This is a genomic window from Staphylococcus sp. GDY8P57P (assembly GCF_017892585.1).
GTDB classification, from domain to species: Bacteria; Bacillota; Bacilli; order Staphylococcales; family Staphylococcaceae; genus Staphylococcus; species Staphylococcus borealis.
The window spans coordinates 1-20362 of sequence record NZ_JAESLK010000004.1 but is presented as its reverse complement, the minus strand read 5'-3'; the positions used below and the strand labels follow the sequence as shown (position 1 = coordinate 20362).

At 33.3% G+C, this 20362-nt stretch carries 23 protein-coding genes and 2 riboswitches; of the genes, 16 read left to right on the top strand and 7 right to left on the bottom strand.

Features of this window, described 5'->3' with window-relative positions; all coding sequences use genetic code 11:
* Positions 1-87 precede the first annotated feature (87 nt).
* On the top strand, positions 88-1473 hold the full coding sequence (menE, locus tag KA878_RS01735) for an o-succinylbenzoate--CoA ligase (protein WP_193839183.1): 1386 nt from the start codon (positions 88-90) through the stop codon (positions 1471-1473).
* Positions 1474-1483: 10 nt separating this feature from the next.
* A complete protein-coding gene (gene menC / locus KA878_RS01730; RefSeq protein ID WP_193839184.1) occupies positions 1484-2491 on the top strand; it encodes an o-succinylbenzoate synthase in 1008 nt (335 codons plus the stop codon).
* Here the strand turns inward: menC and yidD are convergent.
* On the bottom strand, positions 2488-2736 hold the full coding sequence (gene yidD, locus KA878_RS01725; protein ID WP_075109182.1) for a membrane protein insertion efficiency factor YidD: 249 nt from the start codon (positions 2734-2736) through the stop codon (positions 2488-2490). The two genes, menC and yidD, sit on opposite strands and share 4 nt — an antisense overlap.
* A 66-nt stretch (positions 2737-2802) precedes the next feature.
* On the opposite strand from yidD, the gene ytkD reads away from it, so the two are divergent.
* Both ytkD and KA878_RS01715 read left to right on the top strand, forming a co-directional pair.
* Positions 2803-3276, top strand: a complete 474-nt coding sequence (gene ytkD, locus KA878_RS01720; protein WP_193839185.1) for an RNA deprotection pyrophosphohydrolase — start codon at positions 2803-2805, stop codon at positions 3274-3276.
* The gene (locus KA878_RS01715) at positions 3257-4027 is read left to right on the top strand and encodes an alpha/beta hydrolase family protein (RefSeq protein ID WP_193839186.1); all 771 of its coding nucleotides are present in this window, start codon (positions 3257-3259) and stop codon (positions 4025-4027) included. Before ytkD ends, KA878_RS01715 begins: the two co-directional genes overlap by 20 nt.
* 61 nt (positions 4028-4088) lie before the next feature.
* On the opposite strand, the gene pckA is transcribed toward KA878_RS01715, so the two are convergent.
* On the bottom strand, positions 4089-5681 hold the full coding sequence (gene pckA, locus KA878_RS01710) for a phosphoenolpyruvate carboxykinase (ATP) (RefSeq protein WP_193839187.1): 1593 nt from the start codon (positions 5679-5681) through the stop codon (positions 4089-4091).
* A gap of 165 nt (positions 5682-5846) precedes the next feature.
* A riboswitch (SAM riboswitch) is annotated at positions 5847-5957 on the top strand.
* Between the two features lie 115 nt (positions 5958-6072).
* Here pckA and metK point away from each other — a divergent pair.
* The 3 genes from metK to KA878_RS01695 all read left to right on the top strand — a co-directional run bounded on the left by metK (position 6073) and on the right by KA878_RS01695 (position 9326).
* Complete coding sequence (gene metK / locus KA878_RS01705; RefSeq protein WP_053030566.1) at positions 6073-7269, top strand: methionine adenosyltransferase; 1197 nt, start codon at positions 6073-6075, stop codon at positions 7267-7269.
* 95 nt (positions 7270-7364) lie between these two features.
* Entirely contained in the window at positions 7365-8273 is a 909-nt protein-coding gene (locus KA878_RS01700; RefSeq protein ID WP_075109186.1) for an NERD domain-containing protein, read from the top strand.
* A 219-nt stretch (positions 8274-8492) separates the two neighbouring features.
* Positions 8493-9326 (top strand): aldo/keto reductase, encoded by an 834-nt coding sequence (locus KA878_RS01695; RefSeq protein ID WP_193839188.1) that lies wholly within the window; start codon positions 8493-8495, stop codon positions 9324-9326.
* A 58-nt stretch (positions 9327-9384) separates the two neighbouring features.
* On the opposite strand, the gene KA878_RS01690 is transcribed toward KA878_RS01695, so the two are convergent.
* The 3 genes from KA878_RS01690 to KA878_RS01680 form a co-directional block, all read right to left on the bottom strand.
* Positions 9385-9738, bottom strand: a complete 354-nt coding sequence (locus KA878_RS01690) for a fluoride efflux transporter FluC (protein WP_193839189.1) — start codon at positions 9736-9738, stop codon at positions 9385-9387.
* Positions 9735-10100: a fluoride efflux transporter CrcB gene (gene crcB / locus KA878_RS01685; protein ID WP_075109189.1), complete on the bottom strand. Its 366-nt coding sequence runs from the start codon at positions 10098-10100 to the stop codon at positions 9735-9737. Before crcB ends, KA878_RS01690 begins: the two co-directional genes overlap by 4 nt.
* A gap of 61 nt (positions 10101-10161) precedes the next feature.
* Complete coding sequence (locus tag KA878_RS01680) at positions 10162-10467, bottom strand: hypothetical protein (protein WP_075109190.1); 306 nt, start codon at positions 10465-10467, stop codon at positions 10162-10164.
* Between the two features lie 263 nt (positions 10468-10730).
* On the opposite strand from KA878_RS01680, the gene KA878_RS01675 reads away from it, so the two are divergent.
* Positions 10731-11444 (top strand): transaldolase, encoded by a 714-nt coding sequence (locus KA878_RS01675; RefSeq protein ID WP_075109191.1) that lies wholly within the window; start codon positions 10731-10733, stop codon positions 11442-11444.
* Positions 11445-11670: 226 nt separating this feature from the next.
* Positions 11671-12141 carry a hypothetical protein gene (locus KA878_RS01670; protein WP_075109192.1) on the top strand — a complete coding sequence of 157 codons (471 nt, stop codon included), beginning with the start codon at positions 11671-11673 and terminating at the stop codon, positions 12139-12141.
* Here KA878_RS01670 and KA878_RS01665 read toward each other — a convergent pair.
* Together KA878_RS01665 and KA878_RS01660 are read right to left on the bottom strand one after the other, a co-directional pair.
* Complete coding sequence (locus tag KA878_RS01665) at positions 12125-12571, bottom strand: competence protein ComK (protein WP_075109193.1); 447 nt, start codon at positions 12569-12571, stop codon at positions 12125-12127. The genes KA878_RS01670 and KA878_RS01665 overlap by 17 nt on opposite strands.
* Position 12572: 1 nt before the next feature.
* Positions 12573-13049 (bottom strand): sigma-70 family RNA polymerase sigma factor, encoded by a 477-nt coding sequence (locus KA878_RS01660; protein ID WP_193839190.1) that lies wholly within the window; start codon positions 13047-13049, stop codon positions 12573-12575.
* Positions 13050-13306: 257 nt separating this feature from the next.
* On the opposite strand from KA878_RS01660, the gene KA878_RS01655 reads away from it, so the two are divergent.
* The 7 genes from KA878_RS01655 to ribH all read left to right on the top strand — a co-directional run bounded on the left by KA878_RS01655 (position 13307) and on the right by ribH (position 20185).
* On the top strand, positions 13307-13528 hold the full coding sequence (locus KA878_RS01655) for a hypothetical protein (protein WP_011275450.1): 222 nt from the start codon (positions 13307-13309) through the stop codon (positions 13526-13528).
* Between the two features lie 206 nt (positions 13529-13734).
* Positions 13735-14586 (top strand): peptidoglycan release complex glucosaminidase SagB, encoded by an 852-nt coding sequence (gene sagB / locus KA878_RS01650; RefSeq protein WP_053030546.1) that lies wholly within the window; start codon positions 13735-13737, stop codon positions 14584-14586.
* A gap of 321 nt (positions 14587-14907) precedes the next feature.
* Positions 14908-16398, top strand: coding sequence for an FAD/NAD(P)-binding protein (locus tag KA878_RS01645; RefSeq protein WP_193839191.1), 1491 nt, complete (start codon positions 14908-14910; stop codon positions 16396-16398).
* 153 nt (positions 16399-16551) lie between these two features.
* A riboswitch (FMN riboswitch) is annotated at positions 16552-16694 on the top strand.
* Between the two features lie 141 nt (positions 16695-16835).
* A complete protein-coding gene (gene ribD, locus KA878_RS01640; protein ID WP_193839192.1) occupies positions 16836-17879 on the top strand; it encodes a bifunctional diaminohydroxyphosphoribosylaminopyrimidine deaminase/5-amino-6-(5-phosphoribosylamino)uracil reductase RibD in 1044 nt (347 codons plus the stop codon).
* Between the two features lie 6 nt (positions 17880-17885).
* The gene (locus tag KA878_RS01635) at positions 17886-18518 is read left to right on the top strand and encodes a riboflavin synthase (protein WP_193839193.1); all 633 of its coding nucleotides are present in this window, start codon (positions 17886-17888) and stop codon (positions 18516-18518) included.
* A 15-nt stretch (positions 18519-18533) separates the two neighbouring features.
* Positions 18534-19715: a 3,4-dihydroxy-2-butanone-4-phosphate synthase gene (gene ribB / locus KA878_RS01630; protein WP_193839194.1), complete on the top strand. Its 1182-nt coding sequence runs from the start codon at positions 18534-18536 to the stop codon at positions 19713-19715.
* 11 nt (positions 19716-19726) lie between these two features.
* Positions 19727-20185, top strand: a complete 459-nt coding sequence (gene ribH, locus KA878_RS01625) for a 6,7-dimethyl-8-ribityllumazine synthase (RefSeq protein WP_053030536.1) — start codon at positions 19727-19729, stop codon at positions 20183-20185.
* Positions 20186-20362: the final 177 nt, after the last annotated feature.

Below are 20362 nucleotides of genomic sequence, written 5' to 3'. Positions count from 1 at the left end.
TAAAATATGTTGCTTCTTAAACACAACCAATGCTAACTAACTCAAATATCGTTATAATTAGAATGTATCTAGATGGAGGAATGAATCGTGGATTTTTGGTTAAAAGAGCAAAGTATTAAAAATAGAAATAAAATTGCAGTTACAGATGGAAAACATTCTATAACATTTAAAGAATTATATGATAAAGCACTTTCAATTTCAGAACATATCCTTTCTTTGAATTTGAATAGAGTAGGATTGTACATTAAGAATGATATTGAGTCTATTACGCTTATAAACGCGTGTTGGTTAGCTAATGTTGAAATAGCAATGTTAAACACGCGATTAACAGAAACTGAAATGATAAATCAAATGAATTCCATTAATATTACAACTATATTTACGACGCAACCTTTTTATTTGTCGCATTTCAATGTGATACATTTATCTGAATTAGAACAATATCCAAGTCATGCCAATGACGAAACATTTAATGATGAACGTATTGCATCAATCATGTTTACATCAGGTACGACAGGGCCTCAAAAAGCAGTACCACAAACATTTAAAAATCATTATGCAAGTGCGATTGGTTGTAAAAAAAGTTTAGGATATGATGAAACTACGAAATGGTTATCTGTTTTACCGATATATCATATTTCAGGGCTCAGTGTGTTGTTACGTTCTATAATCGAGGGCTTTACGGTACGTATACTGGAAAAATATAATACGCAAACGATGTTAACGATTATTAAAGAAGAAAGACCTACACATGTATCTTTAGTGCCACAAACACTTAAATGGCTTATGGATGCAGGATTGAATCAACCTTTCTCACTTGAAAAAATCTTACTAGGAGGCGCCAAATTATCATCTACCTTAATTGATGAAGCGCTAAATAATCACCTCCCAATATACAATTCTTTTGGAATGACAGAAACATGTTCTCAATTTCTGACTGCTACACCTGAGATGCTTGCACAACGATATGACACTGTTGGTAAACCAAGCGAAAACGTTAAAGTGCGTATCAAACATCCTAATAGTGAAGGTCATGGCGAACTTCTTATCAAAGGTGACAATGTGATGAATGGTTATTTATATCCAACAGGCTTAAGCGATACATTTGAAGACGGTTACTTTAAAACGGGTGATATAGCAGAAATTGATGAGGAAGGATTTGTAATGGTCTATGATCGTCGCAAAGATTTGATCATTAGTGGTGGAGAAAATATTTATCCTTATGAGATAGAAACCATTGCTAAAATGCATTCAGATATTAATGACGCTGTATGTGTTGCACAAGAGGATGTGACATGGGGACAAGTGCCAGTACTCTATTACGTTGCTGATTGTCCCATTTCTGATACGGCGTTAATAAACTATTTTAAATCTCATTTAGCTAAATATAAAATACCTAAAGCGTTTCATCAAGTTGAACGTTTGCCTTATACATCAACTGGTAAACTGCAGCGTAGTAAAATGATAAATTGAGGGCATTAATATGTGGATTAAAGCAGTAAATTTTTATCTTTATAATCATGAATTTATAAATCCAATTGTGACACCAAAAGTTAAAATGACGCATCGTAAAGCGCTTATTGTTGAATTTTTAAGTGATGATGAGCAATCTTATTTCGGTGAATGTAATGCGTTTGAATCAGATTGGTATGCCGCAGAGACGATTGATACAGTTAAAGAAACACTTTCTCAATGGGCGGAAAGTGTCATTCATAAGTCATTTCAGGTATATGAAGATTGGAATCCTTATTTAGCCATGCTTGACAATCAACCTGCATCAAGAAGTGCTGTAGCTATGGCGATTTACCAGATGTATCATGACTTACCGACGTTTAAAGTAGAATATGGTGCAACCATTAGTGGTATTAGTGCACAACAACTTGATGATTTAGTACAAACGCAACCTAAACGCATTAAATTAAAATGGACAAGTCAATTGAATAATGATATTTCACTGTTAAATGACGCATTGCCTTTTGATTATGAATTAGCTTTAGATGCTAATGAGTCACTGGATGTGTCAGATTTTCAGAAATTAGAAGCCATAGAGACACAAAACATACTTTATATAGAAGAGCCATTCAAATCGTTGTCTTCAATTTTACACATTGATCATACGCAATATCCTGCGATTGCGATAGACGAAAAAGCAACTGATATCAATCGTATTATGTCAATTGTTAAGCGATTCCCGATTAAAGTAGTGATTGTTAAACCTTTTAGAGTGGGTGGTATTGATAGCGTGCAATCATTGATACGTGAATTAAAATCTAATGATATTAAAGTAGTTATCGGTGGCATGTATGAATATGGACTGAGTAGATATTTTACCGCAATGTTAGCGCGAGAAGGTGATTATCCAGGGGATGTCACCCCAGATGGTTATTATTTTACTGACGATTTTACGGAAGGTGTTGGCAAATTAAAAGAGGGGATGATTTTATTCCATCCTCCTCAAATCGATAAATCAAAATTATATAAATTAAACTAGTGTCTATGTTTATGCTTATCCTTATCCTTTTTTAAAGGAACTGGATCAAATCCACCTTTATGAAGTGGATGACATTTAAGAATGCGACGAATTCCCATATAGCCACCTTTGAGTGGGCCATAAACTTCAATCGCTTCTCGTGTATATTCTGAGCACGTAGGATAAAATCTGCATGTAGGTGGCGTCATAGGTGAAATATAGCGTTGATAGATATGGATTATTCCAAGAAATAATTTTTTTAACATTATAGGCCTCCAACCAGTAATACGATTATAAATTAGTTTAACATATTGAAGGGAGTAGTATAGAACATGGAGTTTCTAGATAAAGATAATAGACGTGTTACAATGAGTTACAAAACGAACAACGACTGTCCTGATGGTAATCATGTTTTAGCTATTCCACTATATAAGAACCAGTTACTTTTTACTCAGCACAAAATGCGTGGCATTGAGTTTCCAGGTGGTAAGGTTGAAAAGGGAGAACAAAGTATACAAGCAATCAAGAGAGAGCTTTTTGAAGAAACTGGAGGTATACCTGAAACGATTAACTATATAGCACAATATCAAGTTCACACGTTGGATAACGCTATTTTCAAAAAAGATGTATATATAGTGAGAATCAAATCAATTAAAGAGAAAAGTGATTATTTAGAAACGACAGGTCCATTGTTGTTTAAGCATATTAGTGATGTTCCGTTGGATATGCAAAGTTACTTAATTCAAGATGACGCAATTCTGAAGTGTGTCGAAAGGATGATAGACCTTGGATATTATCGCGACTAAGAAAATGCCTATAGCATCGAGAACGCATCAATTTGATGAAATGACTTATACAGTTGATGGCTTAAAAGTAAAAGCATTACAGATGTGTCCTCTAAAGAAAGCAGTAAATAGAATTGTGGTGTACTTGCGAGGAGGTAAGGGACAAGTTGGTCGTGTACGTGCAGCCAGATTAATGCAGTTTGCAAATGATGATACTTTAGTGATAGGACCTTACTATCGAGGTAGTAATGGCAGTGAAGGTCGTGATGAGTTTGCTAACGCTGATTTAAAAGATGTAACGTACCTTATTAGAATACTTAAACAACGATATCCAAATGCTTATGTACATATGATTGGATTCTCAAGAGGGGGAATACAAGGTCTCTTAACTTATCAAGATTATCCGGTAGATAGTTATATTATCTGGGGTGGGGTTTCTGATATGCATTTAATGTATGAGGAACGTGTTGATTTACGTGGCATGTTACGTCGTATGGTTGGTCATCCTGATAAACATAAAGACGCCTATGACAAAAGAGATGCTATAAAATTAATTGATGCGCATAGTCCGCCAATCCTAATTGTACATGGGGGTAAAGATAAACAGGTAGGTATTCACCATGCTTATTATTTAGAGAAGCAATTGAGTTCTAAAGGTGTCGACTTTGATACGTTTTATCAAATAGATGAAGGTCATGTGCCTAGACCACCAGCTATGAAAAAAGCACTTAACTATGTACATCATTGGATGTCGAAATGTGAGGGTAAATAAAAAGGCAACGTACCTTGGTTAATTTTACCAAGTACGTTGCCTTTTGAATGTGACCATTTAATTATTTATTAAAGCCACCTGTATTAGCAATTTCTTCAACTTCTGGACCGAATTTTTTGAAGTTTTCTTCAAAACGTTTAATTAAGTCGTCGGCTTGAGCGCGATATTTGTCTGAATCACTCCAAGCATTAATTGGGTTGAGTATTGTTTTAGGTACGTCTTCCATTTCTGTAGGAATGCTTAAACCGAATTTTTCATCTTTAGTAAATTTAGCGTTTTTCAATTTACCTTTAATCGCTTGATCTACCATATAGCGAGTGTAATGTAAGCTGATACGTCTACCTACACCGTATTTACCACCTGTCCAGCCAGTGTTAACTAAGTATACATCAACGTCATGTTTATCAATAAGTTCACCTAGTAAATCTGCATACTTAATAGGATTAAGTGGTAAGAATGGTGCACCAAAACATGTAGAGAATGAAGGTTCAGGCTCTGTAACGCCACGCTCAGTTCCAGCTAATTTAGATGTAAAGCCGCTTAAGAAGTGGTACATCGCTTGTGATTTAGTTAATTTAGCAATTGGTGGTAATACACCGAATGCGTCAGCTGTTAAGAAAATGATTGTATTAGGATGAGCTGCTTTAGATGGTAGAACAATGTTATCAATGTGATGAATTGGATAAGCTGCACGGGTATTCTCAGTATATGAATTATCATCAAAGTCAACGGCGCCACGCTCGTTAACTACAGTATTTTCAAGAATAGTGCCGTATTGAATCGCGTTATAAATTTGCGGTTCTTTTTCTTTAGAAAGATTGATTGCTTTAGCGTAACAACCACCTTCGATGTTGAAAATACCATTTTTATTCCAACCATGCTCATCATCACCAATTAATTTTCTATCTGGTGCTGCAGATAACGTTGTTTTACCTGTACCTGATAATCCGAAGAATAAAGCAACGTCCCCTTTATCTCCAACGTTAGCAGAACAATGCATACTCATAATGTCTTGCATTGGTAGTAAATAGTTCATTACTGAGAAGATACCTTTTTTCATTTCGCCAGCATATTCAGTACCACCAATTAAAATCGTTTTATGTTTGAATGAAATGATAACAAATGTTTCTGATTTAGTACCATCAACTTCAGGGTCAGCTTTAAAATGAGGTGCAGAAACAATAGTGAAATTAGGTTTAATATTACTTGCTTCTTCTTTAGAATCTGGGCGAATAAACATATTTTGTGCAAAAAGGTTGTGCCATGCAAGTTCGTTAATAACTGTAAGTTTCAATTGTGTATCTTTGTCACTACCTGCATAGCCATTAAAAACGTAAAGTTCATCTTTTGTATCAAGATAGTCTAAAACTTTAGCGTAAAGATTTAAGAAAGTTTCTTCATCGATAGGTTGGTTAATATCTCCCCAATGAATATTATCTTTATAAGAAGGTTCTGTAACGATAAATTTATCTTTTGGAGAACGTCCAGTGTATTTACCAGTGCTCGCATTAATCGCACCAAGTTCAGTTAATTCTCCTTCTTTATTACCCATTATTTTGTAATAAAGTTGAGTTGTTGAGAGTTGAAAAAGAGAGCTTTCTTTTTCTAATAATTTTTTAATTTTAGGTGTTTCGCTGTATGTATCTACTGACATACCCAATCCCTCCAGCGTGTGTTATAGAAATTCAATATTGTAAGCCTTTACATGAAAATAGTATAACATAATGCCATAATTATTCCACCTGGAAAAGACAAAAAAACATGTAAAAACAAAATTGACATTAATTGGTGAATTAGGTAGTATAGTTCTTAACGGATTCTCTTATCCTGAGTGGTGGAGGGACATGGACCCAATGAAACCCAGCAACCTCTTTTTTAAAAGAAAGGTGCCAAACCGTTTGCAGACATATAATCGTCTGAACGATAAGAGCGAATGGACGTTTAAGAGCCTTCTCTCTGTCTTGAATAGTGAAGAAGGCTCTTTTATTTTTGAGCTCACATTTTAAAGAGAATTTTCGTAAATACAATGGTAAAAGGAGCAAATCATGACTTACAATAAACGTTTATTTACTTCAGAATCAGTAACAGAAGGACATCCTGACAAGATTGCTGACCAAGTGTCTGATGCTATCTTAGATGAAATCTTGAAAGATGATCCCAATGCACGTGTCGCTTGTGAAACAACTGTAACAACTGGAATGGCGCTCATTTCAGGTGAAATATCAACTTCTACTTATGTAGATATTCCCAAAGTCGTACGAGAAACAATTAAAGGTATTGGCTATACGCGTGCTAAATTTGGCTATGATTACCAAACAATGGCAGTATTAACTGCAATCGATGAACAGTCACCGGATATTGCGCAAGGTGTTGACAAAGCACTTGAATATAGAAATGATATTTCTGAAGAAGAAATTGAAGCTACAGGTGCGGGTGACCAAGGCTTAATGTTTGGTTATGCGACTAATGAGACAGAAACATATATGCCGTTACCAATCTTTTTATCACATCAATTAGCGAAGCGTTTATCAGATGTGCGTAAAGATGGTATTCTAGATTATTTAAGACCTGATGGTAAGGTTCAAGTTACAGTAGAATACGATGAAGATGATAAACCTAAACGTATTGATACGATTGTTGTATCATCTCAACATGCGGATGATGTTGAATTAGAGCAAATCCAAAGTGATATTAAAGAACATGTCATTTATCCAACAGTACCAGAAGGTTTAATTGATAGTGAAACTAAATTCTTTATCAATCCAACAGGAAGATTTGTTATCGGTGGACCACAAGGCGATGCAGGGTTAACAGGACGTAAAATCATCGTTGATACTTATGGTGGTTATGCACGTCACGGTGGTGGTTGCTTCAGTGGTAAAGATCCAACTAAAGTAGACCGCTCAGCAGCTTATGCAGCGAGATATGTAGCGAAAAATATCGTTGCTGCAGGACTGGCAGATCAATGTGAAGTACAACTTGCATATGCAATTGGAGTTGCTGAACCAGTTTCAATTTCAATCGATACATTCAAGACAGGTAAAGTTTCAGAAGCACAACTTGTTGAAGCGGTTAGAGCAAACTTTGATTTACGACCAGCAGGTATCATTAAAATGTTAGATTTAAAACATCCTATATATAAACAAACAGCAGCATATGGTCACTTTGGTAGAACTGATGTACTATTACCTTGGGAAAAATTAGACAAAGTGAACGTATTAAAAGATGCTGTTCAAAGTTAATAAACGCTTTAAATAATATTATAAGAAATTGTCGAAATTAAGGACTGTTTCTATTATAATTAGACATACTGATAGATTAAAGGAGCGTTGATTTAATGAATTCACTTGGACCAATTGAAATTGGTTTAATCATAGCTATTGTAGTTGCAGCGATTTGTTTAATTCTATTTTTAGTTACACTTAAAAGTAAAAATAATATTAAACAAAAGACAAAAGAAGAATATGATCTCAAAGAAAAACAAATGAAAGCGTCTCATGACGAAGCACTTGAAAAAGAGCGCATACAAAATAAAAAGCAAGTTACTAAACAAAAAGAAGATTTTGATGCAACTGTCAGCGGTAAAGACCGTGAAATTGATGCCTTAAAACTATTCTCTAAGAATAAAAGTGAATATGTGACAGATATGCGTTTAATTGGTATTAGAGAGCGTTTAGTAAAAGAAAAACGTATCAGACCTGAAGATATGCATATCATGGCAAATATCTTCCTTCCAAGTAATGAGTTTAATGATATTGAACGTATTAGTCACCTTGTACTTACACGTACTGGTCTATATATTATAGATTCGCAATTATTAAAAGGACATGTATATCAAGGCATAAGTGGTAATCAATTTAACGAATTACCAATGATGGAACAAATCTTTAACACGTTAGATTTAGATGCTAAGTCACCACAAACGTTAGTACTTGATCAAAATGAGGATAAAGCGTCATTGTCATTCGTTAATTATTCTGAACAGCTTGCTGCGATAGAGAAATTAGCGTCAGATTTACAAACTCAGTTGGGTGCGAAATATACGCCAACAGCGATTTTATATTTCAATCCGAAACATGATGGAGACGTCACAATTTCAAATTATGCACAAAGTTCAAGTGTTAAAGTACTCGTAGGACCTGATCAATTAGATGAGTTCTTCAATAAGTTTGTGTTCCATGGACGTATTCAATATAATGTGGATGAATTACAAGATGTTATGGACAAAATTGAATCATTTAATTAATTTCTAATCTGATATAACAAACATATCAATCAGCTACTTTGCAAATTCGCAGTAACTGATTGAACTGAAAAGACGCTTAAATTAAGCGCTTCTCGATTATTGTTATTCTTGCGGGAGTGGAGCGACGAATTTAAAAAGAATTCTGTTCCATTCCCGTTTTTAAATGGTTTAAATAAGGGAATAAGATAATACATATTTTAAAGAAAAGGGGTACCGTGAATGGAAACAATTGAATTTTACAATGGTCACACAATGCCTAAAGTTGGTATTGGAACGTTTAGAGTAGAAAATAATGATGAATGTAGAGAAGCAGTTAAACACGCAATCGTTTCTGGTTATCGTAGTATTGATACAGCTAAAGTTTATGGTAATGAAGAACAAGTCGGTTTAGGAATCCAGGATGGTTTAGTTGCTACAGGTCTAGAACGTAAAGACTTATTTATTACATCTAAACTATATTTTGAAGATTTTGGTCGAGAAAATGTAGCAAAAGCCTATGAAACAAGCATCAACAAGCTAGGCTTGGATTATTTAGACTTATACCTTGTGCATTGGCCTGGTACGAATGAGGCAATCATGATAGATACTTGGAAAGGTATGGAAGATTTATATAAAGATGATAAGGTTAAAAATATTGGCGTAAGTAATTTTAATGCAGAACACTTTGAAGCATTACTAGCTCAAGTTTCTATCAAACCTGTGATCAACCAAGTGGAATTTCATCCATATTTCACGCAAAAGGCATTACGTAAATATTTAGAAGTGCAAAATATTTACATGGAGTCATGGTCACCATTTATGAATGCTCAAATTTTAGATGATGAAACGTTGAACCAAATTGGTAAAGAAGTGAATAAAACTGCAGCTCAAGTCGTGATACGATGGAATATACAACATGGTGTTATCGTGATTCCTAAATCAGTCACGCCACAAAGAATAGAAGAGAATATCAATGTCTTTGACTTTGAATTAACTGATGAACAAATGGAACGAATTGACAATTTAAATAAAGACCAACGTATTGGTCCTGATCCAGAAACATTCGAGGGCTAATAATTAACTAAAAACACTTCATTGTTAAAAGCTTTTAAACTTTTAACAATGAAGTGTTTTATAATATGAAACCTACATAGCATGATATAAATCCTACGATAAATTGTAAAATGGAATAACTCAAAAAACGAATCGGTTTAAAATGTGGATACAATAATTGGACAAGTTCATGTGACAGGGTTGAAAAAGTTGTTAAACCACCAAGAAAGCCAGTGATAAACAACATTGAAAACCACTGATGATTCAGAGCGATTCCGAATACGAACCCGATTAAAAAACTGCCTACAATATTGACAATTAACGTAGCAACGGGTATGGGTGAAGAAACCTTACTATTAAAGAAATCTGATAGCCAAGCTCTCACGACAGCACCTAAACCTCCGCCAACCATAACGAGCACTAAATTAATCATACACGTGCCCCTCCTAATTTAACGCCTAACCAGCAGCATAAGATGCCTCCAACGTAACTTAATAATCCGTATAAACATAGCAATATGAAACGATGATCATGAAACATAGTCACTAACTCGAATTGGAAGGTTGAGAAGGTAGTTAACGCACCTAATAGCCCCGTAGTTAATCCTTTTTTAAGCATGGGTTTATGTTTGAAAAATTGTATGGTTAGAGATGACAAATATCCCATTAATAATGCACCAACTAAATTTGCGACTAACGTCCCAATAGGTAAGCCAGAGCCCGTATTCAATGTTGATAAGATGTATCTCAATAATGCACCAACCATACCACCGATAAACACAAATAAATATTGCATTTTGTCACACCTATTTCTTGTTTTATTACAATTAAATCATTATTCTGTCATATCCACTCGATTACGAAAGAATGCCAAACGTTTTGATTGAAGCAAAGATATGGAATACAATTACGAATAAAATAATGATTGGTAAAATTTTACTAGCAATTCTAATCCAGCCTTGTTTATCGCCTAAATGTTTGATTGCTTTATCTGAAAAGATAATCGAAGCAATTAAAACAATAACATTAACAATACTACAGGCAATGAGTAAATATTTAACAGAATTAATTTGCTGACTTAATAGTGGATTAAATGTATTAAAATAAAAGCTTATTATAAGTAAAATCACTGAGATATAGAAGTATTTTTTTGGCTTAGACATTGTGTTCCTCCTACCTAATTTCATTTAATCATATTACCACATTTTAATTATAATTTAATAGTGACTCGTCAATTTTGAATTTTATTTTCATAAAAAGGCAAAACATTCGCTTAGTAATTCTAAGAATGATATAAATAATTTATAAATATTTTATTGTTACGGCATAGTATAATCATCATAAGAACATGCGTACATACATATAAATTCCATTGTGATGTAACTTAACTATCATCGTAATCGAAATTAAAGGAGGAAGAAATACAATGACAAAATTAAATGTACAAGTATTTGCAGATGGTGCAGACATTGAACAAATGAAAGCAGCTTATAAGAATAAAGAAGTAGATGGTTTCACTACAAATCCTAGTTTAATGGCGAAAGCAGGTGTAACGGATTACAAAACATTTGCAGAAGAAGCAGTTAAAGCGATTCCAGATGCATCAATTTCATTTGAAGTGTTCGCAGATGATTTAGAAACAATGGAGAAAGAAGCTGAAATTTTAAAACAATACGGCGAAAATGTATTTGTTAAAATTCCAGTGGTTAACACAAAAGGTGAATCAACTATCCCATTAATTAAAAAGTTATCTGCTAACAATGTGCGTCTAAACGTAACAGCGGTATACACGATTGAACAAGTTAAAGAAATTACAGAAGCAGTCACTGCAGGTGTACCTACATATATTTCAGTGTTTGCTGGAAGAATTGCTGATACAGGTGTAGATCCATTACCATTAATGAAAGAATCAGTTGACGTTGCCCACAGTAAAGAAGGCGTATTATTATTATGGGCAAGTTGCCGTGAACTATTTAACGTCATTCAAGCTGATGAAATTGGTGCCGACATAATTACATGTCCTGCCGATGTAGTGAAGAAAGTGAATACGAATTTAGGGCGAGATATTAATGAATTATCAGTAGATACGGTTAAAGGATTTGCTAAAGATATTCAAAGCTCAGGGCTATCTATTCTTTAAGCATAATTAAATTTAACAACTGACTCCGTAGCATTAGATAGTGTTAAGACATTCTATAAGTCACTGGTATAAACGTATTAGAATGTAGAATGATATTAACAATATCAGCAACATAGCTACGGGGTATTTTTATATTAATAAGAGATACTATTCCAACTTGTTTCTAAATGTCAACGTCGTTAAAATTTTAAAAAGAAATAACTTAAAAAGGAGATAACCACAAAGTATGAAACGAACAGATTTTGAAGAGAAAGTAAAAAAACAATTGTGGTTTTTGAATAAGAAAGAAAAAAAGCAATTACATGATAGTTTAGTGGAATATCGCCATGAAGTTGAGCGTCAAGAAGGGGAAATTCAGACGAAGCAGTATCGTAAACCTATTCATTTTGCGAATCAATTCTTGAAGAATAATGTGTTTCAACAAAAAGAAGTAGCAAGTACTACATTGCTTCTTTTACTCATTAGTATGGTGCTTATTTACGCTTTCTTACTTGGCTTATTTTTAACAGGATTTATTACGAGTTTAACTGCAGTCAATTATTTTATCAATCCACAGGTATCAATGCCAATATTGAATGTCGTCTTAATTTTAATAGGTGCAATACTATTGGCAATCGTAAGTTTAATGCTGATTAAATCAGTTACTGCATTTTTCACTAAAAAGTTACTTGAATACAAATTTAATAAATCTGCATAGTTTTATGCATTAAATGAAATAATAAAGTACTCTCTTGCCACTTTTTATAAATTAAAGTGTAGGGCTCATCAACACGTAATTGGATATTATTATCAAACGTTATGATTACGCCATCTTTACTTGATGTTAACCCTATAATGTTCAATGCATTAATATAGGTTTGCAAGGGTGCACGTTGATGTTTAATAGGGAACAGTACGGCTTTGTCAGATATATATAAAGGTACGAGTTTATGAATCGCTAACAATCGTTTCGCTACCTTTAATCTTTGTGAATACGATTGATTATGCTGTTCAAAATAATAAATCAGTACTTTTTTTATTGGAAAAGGTAAAACCATATTATATGTTGAAAAACAACATGTCGTTTTATGCGTATTAGCCTGCAAAGTTTGGAGATAAAGAAGATGGTGTGTGTTGTGTGGTATCATATTACTCACCTTTGACATAATAGTTGTTGAGTTTTTTTATAGAAGAAGCTTTATAGTTTTTAATACTAGATACAGACACATGCATTAATTCGGCAATTTCAAACTGTTTATAACCTTGAATGAAATAGTTATACCATTCAAGTTCTCTAGGATTTAACAATTGTGTCATATCATTATTATTAAAGATTGATGTTTCTATTGAAGCGGAGATAAGGTGTGGGGAGGTTGAGATGTCAACGTCGACCATGTCAGGTCTTAAACTTTCTTTTCTGAATAAATCAATTAAATAAAAATTGAGTCGTTGGTAGAGAAACGAGGATAAACTTACATTTGAATTATCATTGTAATTCTTAGATAATTGCCACAGTTTTATGAGTAATAATTGATAAAATTCATCATAATTATACTTGACGTTATAATGCTTTAACAAATAGTGAATCATTTTATGATGTTTATGATATATGTCATTAAAATTCAATACTTCAGAGATTCGCTCCTAATTTAAGTACTTAAATGAAATTTCCGGATATATATAATTTAAAGTAATTTATTTAAATTATCATTTGCGTAATTTAACAAAAGGGTGTTAAATAGTAAGCATAGATTAACTATAAACTGTAAAATCATGTCTAAAGACGCATATAACTTAGCAATACGACAAAATCATTATGGACATACCTTACATTCATCAATATATTTAAATTTTAGTCAATTTGTAACATGGGAGGTATAAAGTTGGATTACGCACATTTAAATCTTGAGCATTTCTTCGCAAGAAATGATGATTTAGACATTATAAGAGATCGTTCTGAATTTGTAATGATTAATAATTTTACAAATGAAATGATGTATCGAGATGGTGAAATAGAAGGAACAGTTGATTTAAATCAATATTATTACAAGAATAGATCTCAAGCAGCGAGTTTTATTATGATGGATTATCGTAAAGATAATTGATAGATAAAGTACTTCTGGTGAGAATCAAGTAATGAAATTCTATATGTTTCATTACTTTTTATTTTGCAAAGTTTCATTTTGATTACTTTTATTTTATGAATATGTAACATTGCAAGTATAAAATTGTTTATAAGAATTAATAATGTTAAACTTTATTATCATAAAAGATTTTAAATAAAAACAACATTGACCTAAGAGGTGTGAATATGACGAAGCACAAAAAAGGCTCAATTATTAGCCTAGTGGGGTTATTGATTGTTTTAGTTGCAGCAGGTTTTATATTCTTTAATATGATTTCAGATCAAATATTCTTTAAGCATGTTAATGAAGAAGAACGCGTAGAACATTTAGATGTAACATTAAATAAAGCTGCGAATAAACAAATTGATAATTACACAAGCCAACAAGTCTCTAACAAGAATAATACTGCTTGGAGAGATGCTTCAGATAGTGAAATAAAAGCTGCAATGGACAGTAGTAAGTTCATTGATGATGACAAACAAAAGTATCAATTTTTAGATTTATCTAAATATCAAGGCATTGATGAAAATCGTATTAAACGTATGTTATTCGACCGACCAATGTTATTGAAACATACTGACGCTTTCATTAGTGCTGCCAAAGAAAAGCATGTTAACGAAGTATATTTAATTTCACATGCTTTATTAGAAACAGGTTCAGTTAAAAGTGAATTAGCCAACGGGGTAGAAATTGACGGTAAGAAGTATTATAACTTCTACGGTGTAGGCGCGTTAGATAGTGATCCAATTAAAACGGGTTCAGAGTACGCAAAAAAACATGGTTGGGACACACCTGAAAAAGCAATCAAAGGTGGCGCTGACTTTATTCACCAACATTTCTTATCTCACGAAGATCAAAATACGCTCTACAGTATGAGATGGAATCCTAAGAATCCAGGTGAACATCAATATGCTACTGATATAAAATGGGCAGAAAGTAATGCTGAAATCATTGCTGATTTTTATAAAGAAATGAAAACTGAAGGTAAATATTTTAAATTATACGTATATAAAGATGACAATAAACATCAAAAATAAAATTATTATTTAGTAAAAGCCAACGTCGACACTTGTGTGAATTAGTGTTGACGTTGGCTTTTTAGGATAAAAAATAGATTTATTTATTCTGCTTTATTTTTCTTAGTTAACCAACTAAAGGCTATAATCATTACGACAAAAACTTTTAAAATAAATTTCATTTTTGTTCACCTCAATACCTTAATACTACCATAATTGCTGAATTAATAGAAAAATGATGAGAATAACATATAAGTATAAATTATTTTAAGCGATTTATGATATTGATATAATAGATATATTAAAAAGTCTTTTTAGAGTAATAAAGAAGGATGATGATATATGCGTGTAGCTATAATTGGAATGGGTACAGCTGGTGTGAGTGTTTTAAGGCAGTTAGTCAAAAATGAAGCATTTAAATATTTAGAGGTAGATGTCTATGATAATGAAAAGAATATGGGACAAGGTGTGCCATTTCAAAATGACAGTAGTCAGTTACTCATCAATTTGCCAACAAAGCAGATGAGTTTAAATTTAGATGATGATGAAGAATTCTGGAATTGGTATCAAGAACAATCAGAGTTTAAATTTGATAATCCTAAGTACTTACCTCGATTTGTGTTTGGTCATTATATGAAATCTTATCTATCTAACTTTGACTTATTATTTGATAATCTTTCCGTTATCAAGCGTCCAGTTCGTGAGATTTTTACAAATTCAGAAATAGATGAGACGACATTAAAATATTATGTATGTACATCAGAAGATATGAGTGAATGGAAAGAATACGACTATATCTTCTTAACGACAGGTACTTTCGCTTATCATGATCCGTATCAATTAAAAGGTAAAAAAGGATATATTCAAACACCTTATCCTACATATAATACATTGGATGAAGTTTCAGAATCAGATGATATAGCCATAATTGGAACTGGATTAGCTAGTTTAGATGTTGTTAGGTATGTCGCTACACATCATCCTAAGTTGCCAATTACTATGACGAGTCGTTCAGCACATCTGCCAAGTGTAAGAGGGAATATGGTTGATATTGAATTCAAATATTTAACTAAACAAAAGTTTAATGAGCTAAAAGGAAAACATTTTGGAAATGTTCCATTAGAAATTGCTTTTGAATTATTTCAACAAGAATGTGAAGACCGTAATATAGAGTTAGATAAATTAATACATAGACGTACCGGTAATACAATTAAAGATTTACAATATGATCTCGAACGTGCAAATGAAATCGGAGTATTTCAAAGTTTGATTGAAAATGTTAAAGAGAATTTGAATTGGATATGGAATAGTTTCAGTCGAGAAGATCAGCAAGCCTTTGATAAGCGATTTTCGAAACATATTCAATTAAATTCAAATCCAATGCCACCACGTACAGCAGAATTAATTATTAAACTCATACGTAATCAATCACTTATTATTAAAAGAGGATTAGAGGATATTAAACATACAGATGACGGTTATTTATTAAAATTTAAAGATGAGCGACAACCTAAACCATATGATGTCATAATCAATTCAACTGGATCCAAAACACATTTGTCAGATTTAGATGATGAAGATCAGCTTATACTGAACCTTCAAAATCGACAAATCGTTCAGCCGCACCCAATGGGCGGTATTCAAATTATTCCAGAAACGAATCAAGTCATTAGCCCAAGATATGGAACATTAAATAATATGATTGCCATTGGACAAGTGACGAACGGTGTTAACAAGTTAAGAAATGGTGTAAAGATGATCGTTGATCAAGCAGTGAGTTCTGTCAACTATATGTACGACAATCAAAGTAAGTTTGATCACTTCGATGCTTAAAGTGCATGTTTACACTTAAATGACTAAATTGCATCAATGGTTACACTGTTTAATATTATATAGCGTAGACGGTTTGTAATTTTTAAACAATAAGCGTATGATGATTAGTGTAGTAATCAAACTACATTAACTCTAATAATCACAATTTCATATGAATTCTTTCGGGGCGGGGTGCAATTCCCAACCGGCAGTAAATTAAGCCTGCGACCTGTCAAAGTATATGGTTAACTACTTTGATGGCTGATCTAGTGAAAGTCTAGAGCCGACAGTGAAAGTCTGGATGGGAGAAAGAATCGAGACGTCAATTTAAGTTTTAATGACGCTTATTTAGCATACACATTTAAGAAATGTTGTAAGCTTATTTGAACATATATTTAATTTCCCTATGCCTGTAATTGTTTTATTGGTATAGGGAATTTTTATTTTGAGGTGATGAATTGAGTTATTTTATGAATTATGCAATACAACTCGCACAAATGGTTGAAGGTCAAACGGGTGTTAACCCGCCAGTGGGTGCTGTCGTAGTCAATGACGGTAGAATTGTCGGACTGGGTGCACATCTTAAACAAGGTGATAAACACGCGGAAGTACAAGCACTTGATATGGCTGGAGAAAATGCAAAAGGTGGAACGATTTACATTTCGTTAGAACCTTGTACGCACTTTGGCTCCACTCCACCATGTGTGAATAAAATTATAGAATTTGGACTAAGTAAAGTTGTTTACGCTGTTAAAGATACAACATTACCTTCTGAAGGGGATGCTATATTAGAACAAGCTGGCATTGAAGTTGAATATCAATACTCTGAAGATGCAGCTGCGTTGTATCGTGACTTTTTCAAAGCTAAGTCAGAACAATTACCTGAAATCACGATGAAAGTGTCTGTATCATTAGATGGTAAACAGGCTACTGATATGGGTCAAAGCAAATGGATTACAAATTCAGATGTGAAACAAGATGTTTATCATTTAAGACATACGCATGATGCTGTATTAACGGGTAATGGCACAATTATCGCTGACAATCCCCAATATACGACACGTATTCCAAACGGTAAACATCCAATTCGAATCGTTTTATCAAGAAGTGGCAACATTGACTTTACAAAGCAATTGTTCCAAGATTCTTCAAGCGAAGTATGGATATACACAGAAAATGAGCATCTAAAAAGTCCAAATTCAAATGTCAAAATAATCTATTTAACTGAATGTAATTTAAAAGATATTTTAAAAGATATTTATAAGCGAGGTATTGGTAAGTTATTAATAGAAGCTGGACCTCGTGTAACTTCAGAATTTCTCCAAACACATTTTATCAATCAACTTATTATTTATTACGCCCCGAAAATAATAGGTGGTTCTGGGAAAAATCAATTCTATCAAACGAATGATGTCATTGATTTAAACCACGCCACGCAATTTGAAATTATTTCTACTGAGTTAATTAATCAAAACTTAAAAATGATCTTGCGAAAGAAGTGACAACTCATGTTTACAGGTATCGTTGAAGAAATTGGTACTGTTAAGAATATTCGTACGCATCAATCAGTTAGAACACTGGATATTGCTTGTCAAACGATTGTAGAAGACATGCACATTGGTGATTCTATTAGTGTGAATGGTGCATGTCTAACGGTGATTGATTTTACAAGTAACTTTTTTTCGGTACAAGTTATTAAAGGTACTGAAGATAAAACATACTTATCACAAATTAAGCAAAATGATGAAGTGAATTTAGAACGCGCAATGCCAGGAGATGGTCGCTTTGGAGGTCATTTCGTTTTAGGTCACGTCGATGATAAAGGTGTGATTACGCATGTAAACGAAACACCTAATTCAAGAATTGTTTCGATTAAAGCATCGCCAACGATTATTAAACAAATGGTTAAACAAGGCTCTATCACTGTAGATGGTGTAAGCTTAACTGTTTTCGATCTTCGAAATGATAGTTTTGATATTCATTTAATACCTGAAACGAGACGTTCAACGATTTTATCTTCAAAGCAAAAAGGAGATTCAGTTCATCTTGAAACGGATGTTCTTTTCAAATACGTTGAGCGAATGATGAGTAGAAATGAATCAGAACTTACATTAGATAAGCTGAAAGCATTTGGATTTTAGGAGGCGTAAGATAAAATGAAATTTGATGAGATAAAAGATGCACTAAATGCTTTACAACGTGGTGAAAGTATTATTGTAGTGGACGATGAAGATCGTGAAAATGAAGGTGACCTGGTTGCTGTTACGCAATGGATGAATGATAATACCATCAATTTTATGGCAAAAGAAGGTAGAGGATTAATTTGTGCACCAATTAGTAAAGATATAGCTCAAAGATTAAATCTAACAACGATGGTTGACCATAATACGGATGACTTTGGAACGAATTTCACAGTTAGTGTCGATCATGTAACAACTTCAACTGGTATAAGTGCATTTGACCGAATGGCAACGGCACGTGCTTTAATTAATCCTGAATCTACACCGTCGGATTTTCATAAACCTGGTCATCTATTTCCACTCATTGCTAAGGAAAAGGGTGTATTAGAACGTACCGGTCATACTGAAGCGGCTGTTGATTTAGCCAAACTTACGCAAGCTAAGCCAGCTGGTGTAATATGCGAAATTATGAACGAAGATGGCACTATGGCTAAAGGTGAACAACTTGAAGCTTTTAAACAACGTCATGACCTTAAAATGATTACAATTAAAAGTTTAGTTAAATACCAGAAGGACAAAAACGCTAATGTTGAATTGAAAGCAAAGGTAAATATGCCAACAGATTACGGTTCTTTTGAAATGTATGGATTTGAATCACCATTAACAAATGAAGAAATTGTTGTACTTGCTAAGGGTAAACCGCGTGCGACTGAAAATGTACGTATTCACTCTGCTTGTTTAACAGGTGACATCTTCCATAGTCAAAGATGCGATTGTGGTGCACAACTAGAAGCGGCAATGAAATATATTCATTCGCATGGTGGCTTAATTATCTATTTACCTCAAGAGGGTAGAGGGATAGGGTTAATAAATAAACTAAGAGCATATGAATTGATTGAACAGGGTCATGATACAGTAACAGCGAACTTAGCTTTAGGTTTTGATGAAGATTTGAGAGATTATCACATTGCAGCACAAATATTAAATTATTTTAATGTACAACAAGTGAACTTGTTAAGTAATAATCCCAAAAAATTTGAAGGTTTATCTGAATATGGTATTACAGTTGCGGATCGTACACCAATTATAGTGGCAGAAACTGAATATAACCATGAGTATATGAATACTAAAAAAATCAAAATGGGTCATTTAATTTAGGAGGAATAAATATGAACTTTGAAGGTAAATTAGTAGGAACAGATTTAAAAGTAGCAATTGTAGTAAGTCGTTTTAATGATTTTATTACCAATCGTCTATTAGATGGTGCGAAAGATACACTCGTACGTCATGGTGTTGAAGAGAGTAATATAGATGTTGCATATGTCCCTGGTGCATTTGAGATTCCATTAGTCTCAAAAAAACTTGCCCAGAAAGGTGCATATGACGCAATTATAACTTTAGGTTGTGTTATAAGAGGCGCAACATCTCATTATGATTATGTATGTAATGAGGTAGCTAAAGGTGTTTCTAAGGCAAATGACGTGAGTGATACACCAGTTATATTTGGTGTATTAACAACAGAAAGTATTGAACAAGCAGTTGAAAGAGCGGGTACTAAAGCAGGAAATAAAGGTGCCGAAGCGGCAGTGAGTGCGATTGAAATGGCTAATTTATTAAAACAGTTTTAATTTGAAATGATAGGGAGTGGGACAGAATTCTTTTAAATTCGTCGTCCACTCCCAGCTTGCTTTGTTTGTAGAATTTCTTGATGAAATTCTCTTTGCTGGGGCCCCGACTCCCAACTATGACTAGAACTGAGAAAAGCTTGAATTAAGCGCCTTCTCAGTTCAGTCAGCTACTGCGAA